This window comes from Tepidibacillus decaturensis (genome assembly GCF_001561915.1).
Classification (GTDB): domain Bacteria; phylum Bacillota; class Bacilli; order Tepidibacillales; family Tepidibacillaceae; genus Tepidibacillus_B; species Tepidibacillus_B infernus.
The window spans coordinates 1,655,558-1,677,053 of sequence record NZ_LSKU01000001.1 but is presented as its reverse complement, the minus strand read 5'-3'; the positions used below and the strand labels follow the sequence as shown (position 1 = coordinate 1,677,053).

Sequence of the window (21,496 nt, the reverse complement as noted above, 5' to 3'; positions counted from 1 at the left end):
CCATAACTCCTCTCCTTGTATTTTTTCCCTTCACCCTAATAGACGATTTACATTTGGAAAAGGTTTCAAAAAATAAAAATTTTTTACCTAAAGCATAAAATGATGATATACTTTCTTGTATGGTAAAATATAGATATTATTTTCATAGGGGGTGTTCTTTTGAAATCTAAAATTTGGTTAATTGGACTTATCATTTTGCTGATCATGATCATAGTAAGTGTCACATATCTAACAAAACAAGAACCTGTACCCCCTGAGGAAACAGATTGGAATCAACCAGATGAAAGAAACCCGACATCAGAAATTGATTCTTTATATGAGCAGGGTAAGGTTCCAAAGTTAGAGAAACTTATGGTGAATAACATATTTATCCAAACCGTTTATTTCAATCGGATCCCCTATTTTTTGGGGTTTAGTTCTGACGGTCATTATGCAGCTTTCATTCATTATAATGACACAGATGAGGTTGGATATCTTGTACAAATATATGATACTTGGTTAGGAGATTTGACGTATTCATTTTTTATTCCAGACCAAGAAAAAATAGTTGAATCAGAGGAGATTAAATTGGCTCAAGAGGTATTAGATCATGGATTTAATATCCAAGTCTTTCCACGTAAATTAAATTGGAAAAATGGAATGAAATACAAGAACGGTCAAGAAACTTGGGTTTTTCAGGAATTAAGCAAACAAGAAAAATCTAAGATAAAGCTATCAAATAATCGATCGCAAGAAGAATGGTTGTTTCCTGGATTAGCTGATGAAGGAGAAAAATATATTGATCTATTTTCTTTCCCTGGTAAAACAAACTGGCTAGCGTTTGTGCAAACGGGATTTGATTCAGAAGAAACTAATAGAGCAAATCAGTTTAAACCGATCTTTATCCAGTTAGAAAAGTTAACAGTTAAAAATAGTGAAAAAGGAAAGGACAAAGAAGCAGATAACTGGTTATATGGGAATTTTAAATTTATTTATGATCAAGGAGTAACAGGAGTTAGAAAAGGGTATATCGCTATTTCAACAGATAATAGTAGCTTAAAAAAAGAAATAGGTCAGAAAAAAAACATAACAGAACAATGGGTTTATTTAGACCCAAAAGGAACTATGATTTGGTATGGGAGTCCACAGGGGATTTTTAATCGGGATACAAAACCCATACATCCGCAAAAAGGGTATTATTATTACCAAGTCAATATTACAATGAATGGTGAAAAAGATACATTACAATATTTTGTTGTTGATCAATATGAGAGTTCAACAAACAAATTAATAAGAACAATAGAGTTTCAATGGGATGACAAAGTAGGAGAAATGAGACCTATTCAACCAATATAGGTCTTTTTAACTAGCGATTGTCAGTTTATGTTTGTGACTTCCCCTGGTTTTTCGTAGAAATCAGGGGACTTTTGTATGAAAAAGTCGCAATTTGTCGATAGGAAAATAGTCTTATTTTTATATAGAAACTGGTGTAATTGTTATATATAATGTTAATAGGTTTTTGAACCTATTATTTTTTTGGAGTGGAGCATAAAATGATGAAGACAACAATTTTTTTAATCAGACATGGTGAAACAGAATGGAATAAAGAAAAACGATTTCAAGGTCAAAAGGATATTCCTTTAAATAGATTTGGTCAATCTCAGGCTGAAAAAGTTGCGCAACGATTTTACAAGGAAAACTATAAAGTTGATGCAGTCTATTCTAGTGATTTAAAACGGGCAAAGGAGACAGCAAAGGCAATTGCTTATCACTATGGGAAAGATGTTCAAGTACATATTGGTTTAAGAGAAAGGTCCTATGGGCTTTTAGAGGGAAACAAAATTGAAGATATCACTGCAAAATATGGAATTCATTTAGGAAATCTTGAAGAAGCAGGGGCTTTTGATGTTGAACCCTTTCATTTATTGAAGAATAGGGTCTATAGTGCGGTAAGAGAAATTGTAAAGTGGCACGCTGGTGAAAATGTGGTCATTGTTAGTCATGGAGGAGCCATCAATTCTTTATTGCATGAAATTAGTCAAGGTGAGTATGGACCAGGGAAAACAAGAATTGTGAATACTAGCATCACTACAATCACGTATGATCATCTATTAAATTTTTTTCATATAGAAGACGTCAATAACGCATCACATGTAGAGTAAAAGAGGAATCAAAGGGAGAGGAAGGGAAGTAAAATGGCATCTTGCTGTGGCCAAAATTTTGAAGATTTTAAAGAAAGTAATCGTCGAGAAGACTTGATTAACATGGCAAATCAATATGCAGCAGAACAACAACTAGATGCTACCCGTATTCCTCTAGGGATCAGATTAAACCTTACAAATGATTATCATTTAGCACAAGTCTTCCAACTTTTTGTTAAACATATTCAAGACAAAGAATATGTTTGGAAGCATGGTATTTTAGCCTTGGCAAATCATCAAGGTCAAGTGCTCGAGTTAACCTATGAAAAAGACCTACCCTTATTCCTTCAAAAAAAGGATCATGAGTATTTTGATTGCAGGATAGAAGCAATTGGTGCAAATGCATTTGGTTTAACAGCAAAAACTAGTAAAGCTGAATTTGTAAATGGGAAGGAACATTTTCTTCAATGTTTGCATGATGCTCAAACGACCTCTGTCCCTATTTTTGATTCTAATCAACAGTTTATTGGTATTCTAGGATTTATCTCTAAGATGAATGATAAATGGCAAACGATCGGTTGCTTACAGGGCTTGTTGGTCGCTTTTGAACTGGCACTAACCGAACATGAGAAAATCGAAACGTTGGAAAGAGAAGCAAAAAAACGAGAAGCCCTATTGGAAATGACACAAACCTTGTATTCCACAATGGATGTAAATGAAGTTTTATCAGTGGCAATTCATCATTTTCAAAGATTTTATCCTAATGTACAATTAGAACTGTGGTTAACACAGGAATTATTGATCCCTAATCTTCCAATTAAACAAATGACTTTTATCCCTAATAGTGAAGATATTAATGGGCAAGCCTTTTTGGAAGGAAAATTAATTCGCAGAACAAAAAGAGAAAACCGGCAACAGGGAGAAATCGCTGCACCATTAAAAGGAAAACAAGGGATTTATGGTGTAATTCATATTGCTTGTCAACACTCGAATGTATTTACGGATGAAGAGATTAGTTTTATTTCTAGTGTAGCAGATATTATTGGGACAGCTTTTGAAAAAGCAAGATTATATCAACAATCGAATAATCTAGTCAAAGAGTTACAAGTGATTAACGACCTGACAAAACGCTTAAATCAAAGTTTAACAAAGGATTCTATCCTGCAATTTGTTCTTACTGAACTTGGACAATTATTTGATGCAGAACATGTTTGTGTTCTTGAAGTGAATGACAGAAAAGATATTTTGAAAGTGATTGCCTCTAATTCTGATGAAAACGTAGGCACGATTGTTTCCTTAGACAACGGATATATGGGACTTGTGTATAGAAATAAAGAAGCGATTATTATTTCAGACACAGAGACAGATTTAACCATAAAAGATACTTATGCAAAACAATTAGGCTGTCGTTCGTTAATGTCGGTACCTATTCTTTCAAATGATGAGATTATAGGAATCCTTTCTATATCAAATCAAAATCCATTGCATTTTTCCTATGACAATTTTAAAATGCTTCAAGTTTTTGCCCAACATTTAGGTCTAGCACTAACAAATGCCATTCTGCATGAACGTTTGCAACAGTTGGCAATCACTGACTATTTGACCGGTTTATATAACCGTTCTTATTTAGATGAGAAGATTCAACATTCGATGAAAGAAGATGAACAAGGGTCGATCCTTTTACTAGATATTGATGATTTCAAAAAGATTAATGATACCTATGGTCATCATATAGGAGATCAGATCCTAGTACAAGTCGCAATGATTCTCATTTCTAGTATTCGAGATACAGATATTGCGGTCAGATGGGGAGGGGAAGAGATTGCTCTTTATCTGCCAAATGTAGATCCAAACGTTGCAAAAAAAGTAGCCTTTCGCATTTTAAATCGAATTAGCCAAGAAACAAATCCTAAGGTAACAGTTTCTTGTGGCCTTGCCTCATGGAAAAGAGAAGATCAAGAGGTTAATCGATTATCCCTATTTCGGATGGCTGACAAAATGTTATATGAGGCTAAAAATAGTGGAAAAAATCAAGTTAGAGTCTTTCAAAAGTAATCATATTTCCCCCTTTATGATTGAAGAGAATCTCTAAAAACTGTACAATGAATTTAAGGAATTTTCTGATATTAAAAAACTTGACTTAAAGGGGATATCATCGTGAATCGGTTACAGACAAACTTAGAAAACCAAAATATAAAGTTGATTTCGCTAAACCTTCCAACCCCTTTTCCAGTAGGTGATGTTCATGCCTATCTTCTGTTAGGTGACAAAATCACATTAATCGATGCAGGAATAAAAACAGAACAAGCCTGGAAATCATTGATATATCAAATAAATGAAAATGGTATCCGTCTTAAAGATATTGATCAAGTCTTACTTACACATCATCATGTTGATCATATTGGTCTTTTGGACATATTAAGACAACACCATTCTAAATTAAAAGTTTATGCCCATCAATGGACCATTCCATGGGTTGAAAAAGAACCAATTTTTAATCAACAACTTACTCTCTTTTATGAGAAACTCTATCTTGAAAATGGATTATCAAAGGACCAGGTGCAAAGAATCAAATCGTTTAATCAATATTTGAATCAATTTATGGATCCTGTTAGCGATATTGAGTTGATTGAAGATGGTTCATCATTACCTCATCTTCCAAATTGGAAAGTACTACATACTCCTGGTCATTCTCAAGGGCATATCGTATTATATCATGAGAAAAAAGGAATTCTTATTGCTGGAGACTTTATTTTGGAGAATACAAGTTCAGGGATTTTTGTAGAACCCATTTTAATAAACAATCTTTTTTCTAGAGCGAAAAGTGGAATAGATTATCTACATTCGCTTGAAAAAATAAAAGGATTAAAGATCGAAAAGGTTTATTCTGGACATGGTAAAGTGATCGTCAATCTAGATGAAATGATTGATCGGCAATTCTCTCGTTTTAAGCAACGTTCAGAGCAATTAAAAGAAATTCTTGAACAGGGTTCTTTTACTGTATATGATTTGATGAGAAAAGTATATCCAAACCGGTACGAGAAACACCTGAACTTATTTTTTTCTGAAATATTAAGTTTTCTTGATTATTTAGAGTACAATGGTGAAATTTCCAGCTTCAGACAAGATCATTTAATCAAATACCAATTAAAAATGTAAAAAAACCACAAAAGTGACGTCTTGGAGGAGATTAATTGAATATACACCATAAAAATAAACAAAAAACAGGAAGAAAAATAGGGTTTCTCCTACTTCTTAGTTTTGGTTTAATTGCTGCCTTTGTTAGTTTTAATAAAATTCAATGGTTTGACTTACCGATCATCATATGGGTTCAATCATTGGAAAATTCTTATTTAACAGAGGTTATGAAGTTTTTTACATGGATAGGTTCTACTAAAATTGTCATAGCCATTATCATCATAACCTCCATCATATTGTATGTTTTACTAAAACATCGTATCGAGTTAGTCTTTTTTGTGATTGTGATGATTGGATCAACAGCTTTAAATAATTTGTTAAAGGTTATTTTCCATAGAGAACGTCCAACGATTCATCGCATCATAGAAGAAACTGGATATAGTTTTCCAAGTGGACACTCTATGGCAGCTTTTACGTTGTATGCAATGATATCCTTTCTACTATGGAAACATCTTCGCTCCCGATTTGGTAGAGGATTGATGATTCTCTTTGCAACAGTTATGATTCTTTTAATTGGAATCAGTCGAATCTATTTAGGGGTGCATTTTCCAAGTGATGTGTTAGGTGGATATTTGGCAAGTGGTGTTTGGTTTACGTTAAGTGTGATGATCTATCAATGGTATCTTGAAAGACGGGCAAAAAGGAATAAATAGGCCTTCTTACACTGGGAAAATAGTGTAAATATTAAAAATATGTTAAAATTAAAAATGTACTTTCATTTTCAATAGGTAAAAGGATTTAAAAGGGGGTTAATGAACATGCAATATCGTCATTTAGGAACAACTGGAGTAAAAGTGAGTGAAATCTCATTGGGTAGTTGGCTAACTTATGGTGGTTATGTAGAAGATCAAAATGCAATTAACACGATACATAAAGCCTATGAATTAGGGATTAACTTCTTTGATACCGCCAATGTATATCGTCGTGGAGAAGCAGAAAAAGTAGTAGGAAAAGCCTTGAAAGACTTTCCACGTGAATCCTATGTTCTTGCAACTAAAGTCTTCTGGCCAATGGGAGATGGCGTCAACGACCGCGGATTATCTCGAAAACATGTGATTGAGCAATGTAATGCGAGCTTAAAGCGTTTAGGTTTAGATTATGTAGATCTATACTATGCTCATCGTTATGATCCAGAAACACCATTAGAAGAGACTTTGCGAGCTTTTGATGACCTTATTAACCAAGGTAAGGTTTTATATGTTGGGGTAAGTGAATGGACACCAGCCCAGATTGCTGAAGCCATCCATATAGCAGATAAAAAATTATTAGACCGAATTGTGGTCAACCAGCCCGTATATAACATGTTAAACCGCTATATTGAAAAAGAGATCATTCCATTGTCTGAAGCACATGGAATTGGCCAAGTTGTCTTTTCCCCACTAGCTCAAGGGGTATTAACAGGTAAATATAAAAAAGGAGCACCTGCACCAGCAGGAAGCCGCGGTGCCGATCCAGAAGCAAGTCAAATGATTGCACGGTATATGAAGGATGAATTCTTTGAGCGTATTGATCAATTAGAAGGTGTAGCTAAAGAGCTTGGCTTGACATTAGCACAATTGGCGATCGCTTGGATATTACGTCAAAAGAACGTATCCAGTGCGCTTATTGGTGCCAGCCGACCAGAACAAGTAGAAGAGAACGTTAAAGCAGTAGGTGTAACTTTAACTCAGGATGTTTTAGAACGTATTGAAGAGATTTTAGCTTAATAAAGGGTTAGCTTAGTGAAAAACCAGAGGAGTACATGAAAAAAATGTACTCCTTTTTAAGTCAAGTACAATGGGTAAGAGGAGGAGGATGTAAAATGAAGTTTGCTGTGATGGGTGCAGGAGGAGTAGGTGCCTATTTTGGGGGATTATTGGCACAAAAAGGTCACGAAGTCACCTTAATTGCTAGAGGAGAACATTTGAAAGCACTTCAGGAGAATGGATTAACAGTACATAGTGTTCACGGAGATTTTCAGCTACCATTAAAAGCAGTTGCTGATCCACAAGAGGTTGGATTGGTTGACGTCGTTTTATTTACTACAAAAGGCTTCGATATCAAAAAAACGACCGAGCAGATCCTACCTATTTTAAAAGAGGATTCAATGGTTTTAAACCTACAAAATGGTGTAGGTAATGAGGAAATCATGGCTGAAGTTGTAGGAAAAGAGAGAGTATTGGGCGGTCTTACATACATAGAAACAACGATAGAAGCACCTGGTATCATTGCTCAAAAAAGTGCAAAACGAGATATCATCTTTGGAGAAATGGATGGACAAATTACAGAGAGAGCTAAGCAATTACTATCTGTTTTTCAAGAAGCAGGTATACCAACGGTTCTTTCTGGCAACATTCAAAAGGATATTTGGAAAAAGTTTATGTTTATTAGCTCTTTTAGCGCAATTACTACGATTACTGAATTACCGGCAGGGGATGTTTGGGCTTGCGAAAAAACAGACCAACTTTTCTGTAAACTTCTTAAAGAGGTAAAGCATGTTGCCAGAGCGAATGGCATTGAATTATCAGATGAAGATGTAGAAGTAGCTTATCAAATTGGACACAATTTTGCTCCGACAACTAAATCCTCAATGCTCGTTGACTTTGAACGGAGAAAGCCAATAGAGGTGGATAGCTTAAGTGGTGCTGTTGTTAAATATGGAAAAAAAGCAAATGTTGAGACACCATATCATGAAATGGTGTATGGTGTTCTAACATTAAAGGCCTCGAAGTTTTAATAACACCCACAAAAATGTCGACTTCCTTCGAAGTTTACTCCGATTACTTTTGCGGGATCCTATCAAAAATAAACACCTTATACTGCACAAAAGTATAAGGTGTTTTTAAAATTTGCTTAGAAGATTAAAATGTAATTGCTGCAACAAACAAACGAGCTTTGTTTTGTTATAGGTTATATTTTACATTTAGTTTTGAAAAAGCCTGTTCGAAATCAGCTAACAGATCCCTTGGATCTTCTAACCCAACAGATAAACGAAGCAACCCATCTGTAATTCCTCGTTTTTCCCGTTCTTCCTTCGGCATGGCTGCATGGGACATTTTTGCAGGGTAGGATAGGATCGATTCAACTGCTCCAAGGCTTACAGCAAAGACAGGAATTTTTACTTCTTTAACAAATGTTCTCACGGCTTGTTCATCTTTTAACCGAAAAGAAAGCACTGCCCCTGCTCCTTTGGCCTGAGATTGTTGAACCTCAAAACCTTTGTGTTCTCGTAACCCTGGATAATAGACTTGTTCTACTTGAGGAATTTGCTGCAAGTACTTTGCGATTTCCATTGCAGACTCTTGTGATTGCTTTAAACGAACATGTAATGTTTTAATTCCTCTTAAAATAAGCCAAGTATCTTGTGGGCCTAATACAGAACCAAAAGTATTTTGAAGGAAATAAAGTTTTTGTCCTAACTCTTCATCCTTAACCACAGCTAAACCAGCAATCACATCACTATGGCCAGCAATGAATTTGGTTGCACTATGTAAAACAAGATCTACGCCTAATTCTAAAGGTTGCTGTAATGCAGGGGTTAAAAAAGTGTTGTCAATAAAGGTTAAACATCCGTGTGTTTTAGCTAAATCAACAATTGCTCGAATATCAGTGATTTTAAGGGTAGGATTGGATGGTGTTTCAATGTAGATCACTTTTGTATTCGGACGAATGCTTTTTTTAACTGATCTAAATCTGTCATATCGACAAAGGTATATTCAATACCGAAACGAGAAAGAACTTGGGTAACAAGACGATAGGTACCACCATAAACATCTTCAGTGACTAATACATGATCTCCTTTAGAGAAAAGCATAAAAGCTGTTGAAATAGCGGCCATTCCAGATGCAAAGGCAAAACCCCTTACTCCATGCTCAAGTTCAGCAATGGTTTGCTCTAGGGCATCTCTTGTTGGATTTCCAGACCGACTGTAGTCATATTGGCCAAACTGATCGAAATTAAATTGATGAAAGGTAGATGCATGCTGAATAGGAACGCTAACTGCTCCTGAAGAAGGATCTATCGAGTGTTTATTGTGAACTAATAGCGTCTGAAAACTTAATTCATTCTGATTCAATTGGAAAACCTCCCATTATTAAAATCATTTCATATAAATGTACATGATGAAAATAAGTTTTTCAACCGCAAAAAGTAAAAATTCTTATTTTGAATAATAATAATTCTTAATTAGAGGAACATTTTGCATTATACCGCATAGACTAAATTAGGCGAATGGCCTAAACGAAAGATATGTAGAACTAGGAGGAAGACATATGAGTACAATTAAAAACTACTATGCAGGCGGAAATACGAGTGTTGGTTTTTATTCCTTATATGATGAGGCTTTAAAGGGATTAGACCGTTTATATATATTTAAAGGTGGCCCTGGGACAGGGAAATCATCATTTATGAGAACGATTGGCATGACGATGGCAGATAAAGGATACAACATTCAATTTCTTCATTGTTCGTCAGACAATAACTCTTTAGATGGAGTGATTATTCCTGAATTGAAATTAGGTTTTGTAGATGGAACGGCTCCTCATATCGTAGATCCAAAATTTCCAGGGGTTATCGATGAGATTATTAACCTCGGTGAATTTTGGGATGATAAAAAGCTTAAAGAGAATGGCAAGGAAATCATCAAACTAACACAAGACATCTCGGCTAATTTTAAACGAGCCTATGAACAATTTGCAGAAGCAAAATCGATTCATGACGAATGGGAAGATATTTACTTGGCAGAAATGAATTTTGATAAGGCAAATGAAGTAACAGAAACGTTAATTGAAAAAATTTTTACTAGGGAAATCACAAAGGAAGAAAATCCAACGACAAAACGCATTTTCTTTGGTGCTGCTACTCCACAAGGAGCGGTAAATTTTATCGATAATATTACCGAGGATAAAGAAAAGAGATATATTGTAAAAGGGCGTCCTGGTAGTGGTAAATCAACGATGATGAAAAAGATCGGAAAACGCGCTGAAGAATTAGGCTTGTCTGTAGAGTATTTTCCATGTGGATTTGATCCTAATAGTTTAGATATGGTGATCATTCCAACGTTGAGTGTCGCTGTTCTTGATGGAACTGCTCCCCATGTCATTGATGCAACAAGAGATAATGATGAAATTGTTGATATGTTTGCATTATGTATTAACCCGAATGTAGAAGTGGAAAAGGAAAAAGAATTACACAATATTGAATCAAGATATAAAATTAAAATGACCATTGGAACCAATTATATTAAAGAGGCAAAACGACTTCATGATTTATTAGAAAGATATTATGTAGCGGCAATGGACTTTGAACGGATTAATGCCAAAAGAGAAGAAATTCTTGATGAAGTTTTGCAATATGCTGAGGAGAAAGCACAATATAAAAGCGAAGTAATTTTTTAAATAACGAAAAGAATCCTTTTTGAGAATAATCTTAAAGAGGGTTCTTTTTTTTGATATAACACTATCTATATATTTCATAAAAACATCAATTTGCTAAAATTAACTATGATTTTTGAAGCAAATTCATGTTACAATGGAAAAAATAGATTTTTTTAATCATTTTCAGTGGCGAAAGGAGAATTTAATGAAGAAGCAAATCAGTCTGATTGTCCTATTTTTGATCATATCCCTCTTTGTAGGGGTTCAGGCAGATGCATCCTCTATTCAGTTAAAGATTAACGGAAAGCTTATCGATCAACCAGATGCTAGATTGATTGATAAGAGGACGTATGTGCCTGTACGTAAGATATCTGAATTTTTAGGAGCCGAATTAAATTGGGATAGTGACTTACAACAAGTTACTTTTACTCAAGAGAACCATATGATTCAATTTAAGATTGGAGAAAGATTCGCAACGCGTGATCAACAAAAGATTTTAATGGACGCACCTGCTATCATTCTTAATAATGCGACCTATGTACCCATTCGTTTTGTTTCTGAAGCATTGTTTTATAATGTTGACTGGGATAATACGACCAAAACGGTTTATATTAGTGAAAAAATTACATACAATGTTCAAGAAGGTGATACATTAGCAAGTATCGGACAAGTGTTTGGAATTCCAGTTAAAGACTTAAAAGCTTGGAATCAAATCGCTGATGAAAACAATCTAACAGTTGGTTCCAAAATTTATCTAGAATCTGTTGAGGTTACTACGGTTGATCAATTAAAGGCAAAAGCAGTGATCTCATTTCAAGATGAGGAATTAGAATGGTTAGCAAAAATTATCTATTTAGAAGCTGGTAATGAACCATATGAAGGCCAAGTTGCTGTTGGGGCAGTGATTATCAATCGAGTATTAGAGGATACCTTTGCTAATTCGATCTATGATGTTATTTTTGCAAAGGGTCAATTTACACCTGTAAGAACAGGGGAGATTTATAAGGTAATCCCTAGCGATAGTGCATATAAAGCTGCAAGAGAAGCGTTAGAAGGAGTAGATCCTGTGGAAGGAGCTTTATATTTTTACAATCCCAAGGTTACAAAGAGTTCTTTCTTTACGCAAAAGAAAGTGATCAAAACCATAGGTAACCATCGTTTTGTTCGATAACTCACCCACAAAAGTGATAAAGGGCACCCAATTCAAGGTGCCCCATATGGAAGGCTGTCTGTTTTGAGCACTATCGATTAGCCATTTGCTCTTCGGCAATAGTAATCATCTTTTTAACCATATTCCCGCCTATTTTGCCAACTTCTCTTGTTGTCATTTCTCCAAAGCCACGATCTCTGATGTCATCATCTAGACCTAAGTCCTTAGCGACTTCATATTTTAAATGATCCATCGCTTGTTCAGCCTTCGGATTGATTAAGCGGTTTCTTCTGCTCAAAATATCACCCCCAATATTATTTTTGGTTTAGTTTAACGAATCATACCTGTTAAAGAATGTATATCTGATTAATAGCAAAAGTTATATTTGAATAAAGCTAATCACAACAAAGTTGATTATGTTACAATAAAAAAGGAATAGGAATTTAATAGTGGGGGCAGTCATCTTGTGAAAAAATGGGTGATCATTGGGATTGTAATATTTGTTTTAGGATATCTGCTTTTTGGTACGGAAATGGGTACGATTTTAAGACATGGGAACTTGAATGCACTGGTTAAGCATTTGAAATCGTATGGTTGGTTAGCCATTCTGATTAGCATTATCATTGTAATTATTCAAACCTTTTTTCCTTTTATCCCATTTGTTCTTTTAGCAGGGGCAAATGCACTAGTTTTTGGTTTGTGGCATGGCTATTGGATTAGTTGGATGGCTGCAGTGATCGGCGCAATCGTCTCTTTTTTATTTGCAAGATATTTAGCACAAGATTATGCAATGAAGCAGGCATCAAAGTATAAGCTTCTGGATAAGCTAAATTTACATATTAAGAAAAATAGCTTTTTTATTTTCCTGTTAGCAAGAGTCATCCCTGTGATTCCCTCAAGTGCTGTAAATTTTATTGGTGGTATTTCTCCCTTATCTTTTCGTCAATTTTTCTGGTCTACGGTGGTTGGCAAATTACCGATTGTATTCCTTGAAACCCTGATGGGGCATGATATGGTTTACTTTAAGCAACATCCTAAGCGACTCATGATTGTCGTGATTATTTTCACTTTGCTTGTATGGATTGGTTATCTATTGAATAAAAGATTAACCCTAAAAGGTAAATGACTTTCATAACTTTAAGATAAAAGGAACTGAAGTGAAATAAGCTTCCGTTCCTTATTTTTGTGGGCTAATCTGGGTGTTGCATTAATTTATGATTTTGATTAAAATAGTTAAGTCACTTAAATATTAGGAGGATTAAGTGTTGGATAAAAAAACATTAATAAAAGAGTTTACCAGTATTTTTTACGAGATTACGCAAATGATTGGCATAGAGAAAAATAAATTTCTCAAGTCAGGAATCTCTTGGAGTCAATTTTGGGTTTTAAAAATGCTAAATGATCAAGGACCTTTAAAAATAACCGAAGTTGCAGAAAAAATGGGTGTAAGTGTACCAGCAGTAACTGCACTTTCAGATAAATTAATTCGCCAAGAACTGGCTGAAAGAGATCGTTGTGACGAGGATAGACGTGTTGTTTATTTGCACATAACAGAAAAAGGTACAGAGCTTCTTCAAGAGTTTCGCCAATATCGTCATCAGATGATGGAGAAATATATGGAAGGTCTTCCCGTAGAAGATCTTCAACATTTAATACGTATTTATAAAAAAATAAGGGATAATATGAAAACATCATAGATGGAGGAGATCAAATGGAACATTTAGAAAATAAAAAGAAAATTACCGTCATGTTAACCATCATGATGGCCATGTTTTTTGCTTCTTTAAGTCAGACCATCGTAGATACAGCTCTTCCAAAAATTGTAGCTGATTTAGGTGGTATGGATTATTATACTTGGATTTTTACAATTTACATGTTAGCAACAAGCATCACTGTCATTCTTGTGGGAAAACTATCTGATATTTATGGCCGTAAATGGTTTTTAATTTCTGGAATTAGTGTCTTTATGATCGGAGCATTTTTATCAGGGACGGCAACTTCAATGACCCAATTAATTATTTATAGGGGCATTCAAGGTTTGGGTGGCGGTACGATTATGTCCTCATCCATGACCACTGTTGCGGATTTATTTTCTCCAGCAGAAAGAGGAAAATGGCAAGGTTTGATGGGTGCAGTTTTTGGATTATCTAGTATTATTGGTCCGACATTAGGAGGATTTATCGTTGATCATTACTCTTGGAATTGGATTTTTTGAGTGAACCTACCAACTGGAATTCTTGCATTGATCTTGATTTATATTTTGTTTCCTAAACATGAAATTCGTGTAGAAAAAGCAAAAGTAGATTACTTTGGAGCCATGTTCTTAGTGGTTACTTTAGTTCCTTTGTTGCTTGGTTTTTCATGGGCAGGTAATAAGTATGCTTGGGGTTCAACACAAATTATTACTTTATTTATTATCGCTGCAGTTGGCCTATTCTTATTCATTTTGATAGAAAGTAAGGTAGCTGATCCAATTTTGCCACTACATTTGTTTAAAAACAGTATTTTCACTGTTGCTAATACTATTGGTTTCTTAACAGGAATTGGATTATTTGGCTCGATCATGTTTATTCCTTTATTTATACAGGGTGTAATCGGTTCTTCAGCTACTCAATCAGGATTAGTTCTTATGCCAATGACGATTAGCATGGTGATTGCTAGTACACTGAGTGGTCAAATCACTTCAAAAACAGGGAAATATAAAAAGTTGGCCATTTTTGGAGCGACAGTGGTTGTTATTTCCATGTACTTATTGTCTCGTATGGATATCAACACAACAAATATAACGGCTGTAATCAATATGGTTGTTTTAGGAGCAGGATTGGGAATAATCATGCCTTTGTTTGTACTAACGGTACAAAATGCGGTTTCACCACAATTTCTTGGTGTGGCCACATCCTCTGTTCAGTTATTTAGACAGATTGGTGGAACGGTTGGCGTCGCGATCATGGGAACGATTATGTCCCATAAAATGAATGAAGATCTTGCTAAACTTATTCCTTCAAAGGCAAAAGAGTTATTTGCCAAATCAGGTTTAAATCAATTAACAAATCCTCAGGTATTATTTGATCCCGAGGGGATAGAAAAGATTAAGGCTACGATCCCACCTGAAACTTTAAACATTTTTAACCAAATTTTAGAAGCCGTTCGAGTTGCTCTTTCTCATGCAATTGAATCTGTCTTCTTCTATGGATTTTTAATTATGTTTATCAACTTAGTTCTTGTATTTTTTTTGAAAGAAATACCATTAAGAAAATCAACTCGTGAGAATAAAAGAGAAATAAAGAAAGAAAAAACAAATCATGATTTTTTAGTTCAAGAATAACCAAAGCATTCTAAAATTAACTTATTCAATCTTTTTTCATTGTTTTAGCCTCTTTTTTTCCTTTTTCTATGGTATAATAGATTTGTCGAAATATGAGATGTTGGAAAAGAAGGAAAGGATTGAACAATGATGTATAGCCGTTTTATTAAAATATGGGCTTTACTATTCCTTGTCCTAATCCTATCGAATCAGGGACGGATAATCATAGCAAAAGCAGAAGAAAAGGATTTTGTGGTAGACGATCCGTATCAATACTTTTCTGAATCAGATAAGGAAAGAATTGAAAACGAAGTTAAAAAATTGCCTGAAATCTACAAGATTATCGTTCTTCCAAGTGGTAAGGAAGGAATCGATCTTGAGGCCAAAACAATGTTTCAACAGAGAAATTTTTCGCAGGATACGATTATGATTCTGATATTTACCGATCAGAAGGAAATCTTTGCTGTTACTGGCGAGGCGCTACAAAAAAAGGGATTAGATGATGTTTTTTTAAAACTGAAATTGAACAGTATTTCGTTCCTAATGTGAAAGCTGGGTCTGTTCCTCTCGCGTTGATCAATCTAACAAAAGGAATTAGTCAAGATTTTTCTAAATATCTTGTAGAAAAAAAGGATTCACCCAAAATCCCGGAGGCACCAAAAAAGCTAATAGCAGAAGAAGACCACTCTTCTACAAACAATATGAACCAAATCGTATGGATTGTTGGTTTGTTCATTTTGATTGTCATTTTTTGGATAGTAAAGCGCTTAAAACGCAAAAAATAACAACCCTTCACTATTTAAAGTAAGGGTTGTTTTATTTTTACTCTAATCAAATTGTTCTCCTTGTTGTAGTCTTTTTTTGGTTACATAATCTGTTTCATAATAGCTTAATTCTTCACGTAAGATTTCAAAGGTTTTGGATAATGCAAGAATGATTTTTTTTGTATCAGGATGTGGGGTATAAGAAAATTTGATCGCATCTTTTCCGGTGTAGGAATGTCTACCATCCTCTTCATAGACTTCGTGTGCAGGGTAATAGAATTTATGTACACAAAGATAGACCGTTTCATAAAGAACTTGTTCTGCAAAATCCTTATTAAAATGATGGCTTCTAGCAACAACCCCTAGTTTTTGATAAGTATTTTCACAGTTGACTAATAAATGGCGTAAATCAGATAATAATTCACACGTCTTCACTATTTGACCCTCATTGTAGACTAAATTGTTTACAGCATGGAAATTCAAAAAATGTTCAAGCGATTCATTGATTTCTTTTAACAAATTTTGTGATAAAAGTATAAGCTGTTTAATTTGAGATTCAGGCATTTCCGATTCCTCCACTTTTCTTTTTATTGTAACACCCAATCATTTCCTTTGGTATGAAAATTTGATAAAATAGATAAGTATTCTAAGAATGGTGGGTGTTTCGCTTTTGATCTCTTCAAAAGATTATATGTGGTCTGTCGCTGCTAATTTAATAAGAGAACAAGATTTTTCCCTATTTCATATAGAAGACCAATTGGGTATAAATGATCATTTTCCAACCCTACATTTTATAAATAATGTTGGACGAAGATACCTTTATCTCCGTTTGATTTCCATTGACTTTATTTGGCCTAATCATTTGCAGCAAGAGATGGAACAAGCTGTAATAAAAGCAGATCAAATCTCCCGACAAGTATCGGCTAATAGAATGGATTTTTTCAATATTTATCTTTTTCAAGCTATACCTTCTTATGAAATTCAACAAATGATTGCTCAATCCTCTAAAACATTAGGAAACCATTTAGATTTATTTTTTGGTTATGTTGATCTAGAGAACCAACAACTAGGTATTCCCGAAGGCACTTTTGAATACTTAAAAATAACAAAAGAACCTTTTGTCGATTCTTTTTCAAATCCCATATCGATAGAACCTGAACAGTTAATAGAGGAAATGAAAGAGATACAAAAACGCAAAGAAGAGGAATATAAACAAGTATTTCAATTTGGGAAACCAATCCTAACTTATTTCCTTATTGCAATTAATGCAGTTTTTTTCTTTTTAATGACCCTAAAGGGTGGAAGCACCAATACAGAAGTACTTCTTGATTTTGGTGCAAAGGAATCCTTTCTCATCACCCAAGGAGAGTATTGGCGACTCTTTACCCCGATTTTTTTACATATTGGATTTCTCCATTTTGCATTAAATAATGTGGCCTTGCATTATCTTGGACAGATGACAGAGAGAATTTACGGATCAACTCGTTTTCTTCTCATTTATTTGTTCGCTGGGATCATTGGGAATATTAGCAGCTTTTTATTTGCTCCAAATAACATTGGAGCAGGGGCATCAGGTGCAATTTTTGGCCTTTTTGGCGCATTATTATATTTTGGCTATGTGAATCCTGATCTATTTTTTAGAACCATGGGAAAGGATATTATTAGTGTAATCATGGTCAACCTCGTTTTTGGAATGGTGGTTCCAAACATCGACAATTATGCCCATCTTGGGGGACTCATTGGTGGGTTTTTGATAGCAGCGATCGTCCATCTACCAAATCAGAAGCATAATAAATGGTTGGTTACTTTAACTGCAACCATGATCTTACTTATCGTTTCAGTTAGTACTTGGTGGGGAATTAATGGGAGGGAAGTGAAAGGAAGCGAAGCTCTTCTATTAAAGGGGGAAAAAGCGTTACAAAATAATAACCTAAATGAAGCACACACCCTATTTAACCAATTGGTTAAATCTTACCCAGATAACCCTTATGCACATTATTATTTTGCTAGCACTTTACTGAAAGAAGGACAATTGGAACAGGCTGCAGCGTATTATCAAAAAAGTCTGGAGTTACAACCAAAATTGTATCAAGCTCATTATTATCTTGCCCTGATTTCTATCTTTGAGAAAAACGAGCAGGAAGCAATCCAGCATTTACAAAAAGCATTAGAAATCAATCCAGATTTTAATGAGGCAAAACAACTATTAAAAGAAATACAATAGGACAAATGGTTCATATGTTTCCCTTTCTTTATGATGTAAAATAAAAATAAACATCGTGAAAAGGAGACAATAAGATGAGCGAATATGACCAAACCATTATTAAAGAATTCAATTCTTTTTTAGAAGAAATTACTGATCATAGGAAAGACGTATATAAAGTGATTGATTTTTTAAATACTCTTTTAAGAGTCAAAAATACGATTCCCCCTACTGTAGAGGTTGTCACCATTTTAAGAAATGAAAGACCTATTTTATTTCAATCCCTAAAACAGATTATCTCTCCAGTTAGTCCATTATATATGATTATAAAATTGGATATGGATCTAGATGAAGCAAAAAAACGATTAGCACTCTGATTTGCCAAAATCAGGGTTTTTTTATACTTGAATAGGAACATATGTTTGTATATAATGATAACAAAGGGGGTAGGGGATTCTGTGAAAAGAATACAATTTTATCCGTTTTTATCGAAGGGATGTGCCTTTTTTGCTACAGCAGTAGCAGGAGAAGGCTTGTATTTAAAGGTACTATACGTAGACGGAACCTCAGAAGAATTACCAACATCCGCACACTCATTTCTACATGGAATTGTTCAGTTCTTTGGATATGATATCGTAGCCTTGCGGAAACAGTATGGACAAGCTATAGGAAAGAGTCAGATGATTCCTCTTCCATTGACTGAGGACTGGATTTTAACACCATTTAAAGTTGCGAGTAAACCAGAAGATGAATTTACAATGGGTTGGATAATCGCCCAGGCGATTATCGGAATCAATAGTGAAAATAGAGCTGTAACAAAATTGTCATTGAAGGGAAACCATACGCTTTATTGTGCTCACGGAGTGAATTACTGTAAACAGCAACTTCGCCATGTGGCCTTAGTTCAACATCGCTATCAGTTTTTGCATCACAAAGGGGACTATTTCACGGCAAAAGAAGAACAAATCCCTTATCTAGGGATATAAAGCTCATTTTTTTATCATCAATTGATAAAGGTCACTCTGTTCGTGAGTGACCTTGACTCTATGGAGGCTATTCATCGTCTAATTGATACTCATTTTCAACTTCTCTAATTAATTCAGAAGGCTTTATACTTAATGCCTTTGAAAGGGCATAAATCGTGTTCAAGCTAGGTTTGCGTTTTCCTCTTTCTAATAAACTAATATAAGTACGATCAAGCTTTGAGCGAAAAGCCAACTCTTCTTGGGAGATCTTACGGTTAACCCTTAAGTTTTTTAAAACTTTACCAAAGATAATTTGAACGTCCAAGCTGGTTTCTCCTTTTTTTGGGATTCTTGAACCATTATGATTTTTTATTAAGGAAGTTGTCCACGGACAAGAGTCTACAATTTCAGAGAACGCTATGGTAAAATAGTAATGTTTGTGAAAGAAGCCGAATGATGGGGGGGATTAAAATTGAAAAAGTATCTAGGTAGAATAACAGCGGTTTTTGTAGGTCTAATCGTTGTTGCTTTTCATAGTGTTGTAGAATTGGATATTGATCGTCATGACTTGTTCATTGCTGCGATCACTACTTTTATCACCCTATGGTTTGGGGTGCAATATGACAAATCAAGATTATATCTTGAAGAGCTAACGAAGAGTAGGAAAAAGCTTGTCAGGGACATTACTGAACGTAAGATAATTGAGAAAACACTAATGGAAACAGAGGCCAAATATCGGAGTTTGGTTGAGGGTGCATTTGTAGGAATATATATTTATCAAAATGGACGAATTATTTATGCAAATCCTCGTTTTAAAGAAATTATTGGTTATACAAATCAAGAACTTGCTCAAATCAATATTTTGGATCTGATCATCCCTGAAGATAAAGAGTTACTTACAAAATATGCGAAGATGAGTCAGAATGTTGAACATATACATGAACATATAAGAGGGATAAAAAAGACGGCAGTATCATTTATATAGAGCTACATGCTTCAAAAACAGTCTACCATGATAAAAATGCTTTCATAGGTACCATTCATGATGTGACAGAGCAGAAAAAGGTAGAGAAAAAAATTAATCAACTGGCCTTTTATGATGCCTTAACAGGTTTATCTAATCGTTATCTCTTGAATAAATACCTTCAATATTTCATCAAACGTTCAGAACAGCAAAAAATGATTACGGCATTGATGTTCATTGATTTAGATCGCTTTAAGTTAGTCAATGATACTTTAGGGCACAATGTTGGAGATTTGCTATTACAACAGGCTGCTGAAAGATTAAAGAATTGCATTCGTCAAAATGATCTAGTCTCTCATTATGGTGGTGATAAATTTGTTGTCTTGCTTGAGAATATCGGTAGAAATGAGGTTACAAAAATTGCTGAGCGAATGCTTAATGAGTTTAAATCTCCATTTCTATTAATGGGTCATGTAACATTTGTCACACCTAGCATTGGAATAAGCATTTACCCGTATGACGGTGAAGATATTGAAACCCTTATACGTAGTGCGGATATTGCTATGTATTTGGCAAAGGAAGATGGGAAGAATACGTATCGTTTTTATACCACGGAATTGAGTGATAAATACTACCGAAAACTGCAATTGGAAAATGCCTTACGAAAAGGGTTGTAGCACGACTTGTACACTTTGTGTGCCTTCAGAAGTGCCCTTTTCTCCGTAATCTTTATTCATAGAAGGGCACGGATGACGGAGCGCGATGGAATATACAACCCTTTTTTTATATTGAAATAAAAAAAGTTGATATTGGTAGTTGATTTGATTATTATCTAATTAGATAAATATTAAACAAGTCTTTATTTTTTAAAGTTATTTCATCTAACAGGTTGGAGGGGAATTGGTTTGCAGCTTGATCGGCTTGTTAACTTTCATAAAGTATTAGCAGATCCCACAAGAATAAGAATTCTTGTATTATTAGCAAAAGAGCCATTACACGGGCAGGCATTGGCTGGCAAATTAGGAGTTAAGCCACCAACGATTACACACCATATGATGAAGTTAAGAGAAGTAGGACTGATCTATGAACGAAGGGATAAGAACACCATTTATTTTTATTTAGATGAAAAAACCTTAAGAAGAAAGGCAGAATCAATTATTAAAGTCGTTTTTTCTCATGAACTAAGTGATCAATTAGGAGGTGAGGATATGGAAGAAGAAACGGAAAGGGAGAAAATGAAGAAGGAAAAACTAGAAAAGCAAAAAGTAGAAGTGATCAAAAACTTCTTTACCCCAAATGGAAAGCTTAAAAATATACCTTCTCAAAGAAAGAAAAAGTTATTCGTTTTAGAATATATGATAAAAGAGTTAGAGCAAGGGAAGAAATACTCGGAGAAAGAGATTAATGAACATATTAAACAATTTCATGAGGACTTTGCCACGATTCGTAGAGAATTTATAGTCAATTCTTTTAT

Annotated in this window: 21 protein-coding genes and 3 pseudogenes; 20 read left to right on the top strand and 4 right to left on the bottom strand. The window is 34.6% G+C overall.

Features of this window, described 5'->3' with window-relative positions:
• Window positions 1–159: 159 nt before the first annotated feature.
• The 7 genes from U473_RS08005 (at window position 160) to U473_RS07975 (ending at window position 8,034) form a co-directional block, all read left to right on the top strand.
• Window positions 160–1,335, top strand: a complete 1,176-nt coding sequence (locus tag U473_RS08005; RefSeq protein ID WP_068725134.1) for a hypothetical protein — start codon at window positions 160–162, stop codon at window positions 1,333–1,335.
• A gap of 200 nt (window positions 1,336–1,535) precedes the next feature.
• Window positions 1,536–2,141: a histidine phosphatase family protein gene (locus tag U473_RS08000; RefSeq protein WP_068727551.1), complete on the top strand. Its 606-nt coding sequence runs from the start codon at window positions 1,536–1,538 to the stop codon at window positions 2,139–2,141.
• Between the two features lie 33 nt (window positions 2,142–2,174).
• Window positions 2,175–4,175 carry a sensor domain-containing diguanylate cyclase gene (locus tag U473_RS07995; RefSeq protein ID WP_068725132.1) on the top strand — a complete coding sequence of 667 codons (2,001 nt, stop codon included), beginning with the start codon at window positions 2,175–2,177 and terminating at the stop codon, window positions 4,173–4,175.
• Between the two features lie 102 nt (window positions 4,176–4,277).
• Window positions 4,278–5,279 carry an MBL fold metallo-hydrolase gene (locus U473_RS07990; protein WP_068725130.1) on the top strand — a complete coding sequence of 334 codons (1,002 nt, stop codon included), beginning with the start codon at window positions 4,278–4,280 and terminating at the stop codon, window positions 5,277–5,279.
• Window positions 5,280–5,314: 35 nt separating this feature from the next.
• Window positions 5,315–5,971 carry a phosphatase PAP2 family protein gene (locus tag U473_RS07985; protein ID WP_235589082.1) on the top strand — a complete coding sequence of 219 codons (657 nt, stop codon included), beginning with the start codon at window positions 5,315–5,317 and terminating at the stop codon, window positions 5,969–5,971.
• A 105-nt stretch (window positions 5,972–6,076) separates the two neighbouring features.
• Window positions 6,077–7,024: an aldo/keto reductase family protein gene (locus U473_RS07980; protein ID WP_068725128.1), complete on the top strand. Its 948-nt coding sequence runs from the start codon at window positions 6,077–6,079 to the stop codon at window positions 7,022–7,024.
• 95 nt (window positions 7,025–7,119) lie between these two features.
• Window positions 7,120–8,034, top strand: a complete 915-nt coding sequence (locus tag U473_RS07975; RefSeq protein WP_068725126.1) for a ketopantoate reductase family protein — start codon at window positions 7,120–7,122, stop codon at window positions 8,032–8,034.
• 166 nt (window positions 8,035–8,200) lie between these two features.
• Here the strand turns inward: U473_RS07975 and metC are convergent.
• Window positions 8,201–9,372 (bottom strand): annotated as a pseudogene (metC, locus tag U473_RS07970) (cystathionine beta-lyase).
• Between the two features lie 196 nt (window positions 9,373–9,568).
• Between metC and U473_RS07965 the strand changes: the two are divergent.
• Both U473_RS07965 and U473_RS07960 read left to right on the top strand, forming a co-directional pair.
• Entirely contained in the window at window positions 9,569–10,693 is a 1,125-nt protein-coding gene (locus U473_RS07965) for a PRK06851 family protein (protein WP_068725124.1), read from the top strand.
• Window positions 10,694–10,877: 184 nt separating this feature from the next.
• Complete coding sequence (locus tag U473_RS07960) at window positions 10,878–11,843, top strand: cell wall hydrolase (RefSeq protein ID WP_068725122.1); 966 nt, start codon at window positions 10,878–10,880, stop codon at window positions 11,841–11,843.
• A gap of 70 nt (window positions 11,844–11,913) precedes the next feature.
• On the opposite strand, the gene U473_RS07955 is transcribed toward U473_RS07960, so the two are convergent.
• A complete protein-coding gene (locus U473_RS07955) occupies window positions 11,914–12,120 on the bottom strand; it encodes an alpha/beta-type small acid-soluble spore protein (protein ID WP_068725120.1) in 207 nt (68 codons plus the stop codon).
• A gap of 168 nt (window positions 12,121–12,288) precedes the next feature.
• On the opposite strand from U473_RS07955, the gene U473_RS07950 reads away from it, so the two are divergent.
• From U473_RS07950 to U473_RS07935, 4 genes and pseudogenes are all read left to right on the top strand, one after another.
• Entirely contained in the window at window positions 12,289–12,948 is a 660-nt protein-coding gene (locus U473_RS07950) for a TVP38/TMEM64 family protein (protein WP_068725118.1), read from the top strand.
• A 139-nt stretch (window positions 12,949–13,087) separates the two neighbouring features.
• Window positions 13,088–13,519, top strand: a complete 432-nt coding sequence (locus U473_RS07945) for a MarR family winged helix-turn-helix transcriptional regulator (protein WP_082732438.1) — start codon at window positions 13,088–13,090, stop codon at window positions 13,517–13,519.
• A 14-nt stretch (window positions 13,520–13,533) separates the two neighbouring features.
• A pseudogene (locus U473_RS07940) lies at window positions 13,534–15,147 on the top strand (MDR family MFS transporter).
• 126 nt (window positions 15,148–15,273) lie between these two features.
• Window positions 15,274–15,675: a hypothetical protein gene (locus tag U473_RS07935; RefSeq protein ID WP_068725115.1), complete on the top strand. Its 402-nt coding sequence runs from the start codon at window positions 15,274–15,276 to the stop codon at window positions 15,673–15,675.
• Between the two features lie 278 nt (window positions 15,676–15,953).
• Here the strand turns inward: U473_RS07935 and U473_RS07925 are convergent, their stop codons facing one another.
• On the bottom strand, window positions 15,954–16,454 hold the full coding sequence (locus tag U473_RS07925) for a DUF3907 family protein (protein ID WP_068725110.1): 501 nt from the start codon (window positions 16,452–16,454) through the stop codon (window positions 15,954–15,956).
• 106 nt (window positions 16,455–16,560) lie between these two features.
• Here U473_RS07925 and U473_RS07920 point away from each other — a divergent pair, with 106 nt between their 5' ends.
• The 3 genes from U473_RS07920 to U473_RS07910 all read left to right on the top strand — a co-directional run bounded on the left by U473_RS07920 (window position 16,561) and on the right by U473_RS07910 (window position 19,079).
• Window positions 16,561–18,114, top strand: coding sequence for a rhomboid family protein (locus U473_RS07920; RefSeq protein WP_068725108.1), 1,554 nt, complete (start codon window positions 16,561–16,563; stop codon window positions 18,112–18,114).
• A gap of 74 nt (window positions 18,115–18,188) precedes the next feature.
• Window positions 18,189–18,470: a hypothetical protein gene (locus U473_RS07915; protein WP_068725106.1), complete on the top strand. Its 282-nt coding sequence runs from the start codon at window positions 18,189–18,191 to the stop codon at window positions 18,468–18,470.
• Window positions 18,471–18,551: 81 nt separating this feature from the next.
• Window positions 18,552–19,079 (top strand): hypothetical protein, encoded by a 528-nt coding sequence (locus U473_RS07910; protein ID WP_068725104.1) that lies wholly within the window; start codon window positions 18,552–18,554, stop codon window positions 19,077–19,079.
• 67 nt (window positions 19,080–19,146) lie between these two features.
• Here U473_RS07910 and U473_RS07905 read toward each other — a convergent pair whose 3' ends face one another.
• Complete coding sequence (locus U473_RS07905; RefSeq protein ID WP_068725102.1) at window positions 19,147–19,383, bottom strand: helix-turn-helix domain-containing protein; 237 nt, start codon at window positions 19,381–19,383, stop codon at window positions 19,147–19,149.
• A gap of 147 nt (window positions 19,384–19,530) precedes the next feature.
• Between U473_RS07905 and U473_RS07900 the strand changes: the two genes are divergently transcribed.
• The 4 genes and pseudogenes from U473_RS07900 to U473_RS07890 all read left to right on the top strand — a co-directional run.
• The gene (locus U473_RS07900) at window positions 19,531–20,043 is read left to right on the top strand and encodes a PAS domain-containing protein (protein ID WP_068725100.1); all 513 of its coding nucleotides are present in this window, start codon (window positions 19,531–19,533) and stop codon (window positions 20,041–20,043) included.
• Window positions 20,031–20,078: pseudogene (locus U473_RS15675) on the top strand (hypothetical protein); the annotation flags it as partial. The gene U473_RS07900 and the pseudogene U473_RS15675, both read left to right, overlap by 13 nt.
• A 27-nt stretch (window positions 20,079–20,105) precedes the next feature.
• The gene (locus U473_RS07895) at window positions 20,106–20,699 is read left to right on the top strand and encodes a GGDEF domain-containing protein (protein WP_068725098.1); all 594 of its coding nucleotides are present in this window, start codon (window positions 20,106–20,108) and stop codon (window positions 20,697–20,699) included.
• A 228-nt stretch (window positions 20,700–20,927) separates the two neighbouring features.
• The coding region (locus tag U473_RS07890) for a metalloregulator ArsR/SmtB family transcription factor (RefSeq protein WP_068725096.1) at window positions 20,928–21,496 on the top strand (569 nt) is incomplete at its 3' end.